The following is a 2229-nucleotide window of genomic DNA, read 5'->3' as shown; positions in this document are numbered from 1 at the left end:
GGCGGGCCCGGCAAATGGCGATGAGCCGGAACCGGATGATCGCGGCGATCGGGGACGCCGACGTCGTGCTGGTCAACCCCACGCACTTCGCGGTGGCGCTCAAATACGAACCCGGAAAATCCGCACCCCGCGTGGTGGCCAAGGGCTCAGGCCATATCGCGGCCAGGATCAGGGAAGAGGCCGAGGCCAGGGACGTCCCGATGGTCCAGGACATCCCGCTGACCCGGGCCCTGCACAGCGCCTGCGAGCTGGGCCAGGAGATCCCGGTGGACTTCTACCGCGCGGTGGCCGGCGTCCTCGCGTTCGTGATGTCACTCAAGGCACGGGGCGCCGCCCGTGGCATGCACCGGATGGCGGCCGCCATATGAACACCGCCCGAACCAGCGTCTGTGAAAGGACCGCACCATGAAGAAGCTCGCCCCGCTGACTGTGCCGATCGGCATCGTCGGCATTGTGCTGCTGCTGGTCGTTCCGGTGCCCGCGCCGTTGCTGGACGTCCTCATCGTCTGCAATATCCTGCTGGCACTCCTGGTGCTGCTGACCAGCATGTTCGTGAAAAAGCCGCTGGACTTCTCCGTTTTCCCGTCGCTCCTGCTCGTCGCCACGCTCTTCCGGCTGGGCCTGAACGTCGCCTCCACCCGCCTGGTGCTGGGGGAGGGGTACGCCGGCCAGGTCATTGAAGCCTTCGGCAAGGTGACCGTGGGCGGGTCCATGATCATCGGCGCCGTCGTGTTCCTCATCCTCGTGGTCATCCAGTTCGTGGTGGTCACCAAGGGCGCGGAGCGTGTGGCCGAAGTGGGTGCCCGCTTCACCCTCGACGCGATGCCGGGCAAGCAGATGGCGATCGACGCCGACCTCAACGCCGGGCTGATCACGGACACCCAGGCCCGCGAACGCCGCGCCGAAGTCTCGGCCGAGGCCGACTTCTACGGTGCCATGGACGGTGCCTCGAAGTTCGTCAAGGGCGACGCGATCGCCGGCCTGATCATCATCATCATCAACTTCATCGGCGGCATCGCGATCGGCATGCTGCAGCGCGGCATGGAAATCGGCGACGCTGTCGGCACCTACGGGCTGCTGACCATGGGCGACGGTCTCGTCTCGCAGATCCCGGCCCTACTGATGGCCGTCTCCACCGGCATGATCGTGACCCGTTCCAACGCGGAATCCGACATGGGCCGCACGGCGTCCACCCAGCTGATGCAGTCACCCAACGCATTGATGATCGCCGGCGTCGCCGCCATCGCGATGGCGCTGATCCCCGGCATGCCGCCGCTGCCGTTCCTCCTGGTCGGAGCGGGCCTGCTGTTCGCGTCGCGCCGGATCGCCGCCCAACAGTCGCGGGAGGCACGAACCCGCGAGGCCGAGGCCAGCGCCCTGAACTTCCCGGAAATGGACCCCAACGAGAAGCTCCTCGAGGACATGCGCGTCCACCCGGTGGAGATCCTGCTGGCCCCGGACCTCGTGGACATGGTCTCCGGCGCCTCGGACGACCTGCTGGCCCGGGTGAGGTCCCTGCGGCACAAAATTGCCATGGAGCTCGGCCTCGTCATCCCGCCGGTCCGCACGCGGGACAGTGTGGATCTGCCGCCGGCGAGCTACTCGATCCGGATCGCCGGCGTCGAGGCAGGCGCCGGCACCGCCCCCAGCGGCCAGATGCTGGCCCTGGGCGACAGCCTCGACTCGCTCCCCGGTGTCGCGATGATCGAGCCCGTGTTCGGCCTGGCCGGCAAGTGGATCCCGGCGGAAATGCGCCACAACGCCGAGATGACCGGCGCCACCGTGATCGACCGCGTCTCGGTCCTCGTCACCCACCTGTCCTCGATCGTCACGGCCAACGCCGCCAGGCTTCTGTCCCGCGAAGACGTAAGGGTCCTGACCGAGGGCGTGCGGAAGCAGAGCCCCTCCGCCGTCGACGAACTCACGCCCGCGCTGCTCTCCCTCGCCGAGCTGCAGCGGGTGCTCCAGGGCCTGCTGGACGAGCAGGTTCCGATCAACGACCTGGCCCGGATCTATGAGGCACTCACCCTCCGCGCCAAGATCTCCACCGACCCGGAATCACTGGTCGAATCCGCGCGGCAGGCCCTCGGCCCGGCGCTGACGGCCAAGTTCATGGAAGGTCCCGTGCTGAACGTGATCATGATCGACCCGCTCCTGGAACAGTCGATGCTCGAGGACATGCGCCCCGCGGAGGGCGGCAGCCAGATCGTGATGGGCCAGGACCGGCTC

The 2229-nt window shown here is 67.8% G+C and carries 1 protein-coding gene and 1 pseudogene (1 of these 2 only partly in view); both read left to right on the top strand.

Features of this window, described 5'->3' with window-relative positions:
• Positions 1 to 368 (top strand): annotated as a pseudogene (locus K789_RS22790) (flagellar biosynthesis protein FlhB) (it extends 707 nt beyond the left edge of the window).
• A gap of 37 nt (positions 369 to 405) precedes the next feature.
• A partial coding sequence (locus K789_RS0110120) for a flagellar biosynthesis protein FlhA (protein WP_024366654.1) occupies positions 406 to 2229 on the top strand: 1824 nt, incomplete at its 3' end.

Origin of the sequence: Arthrobacter sp. TB 26, assembly GCF_000427315.1 — a bacterium.
Taxonomy (GTDB): Bacteria; Actinomycetota; Actinomycetes; order Actinomycetales; family Micrococcaceae; genus Arthrobacter.
This window is presented reverse-complemented; position numbering and strand designations above follow the sequence as displayed.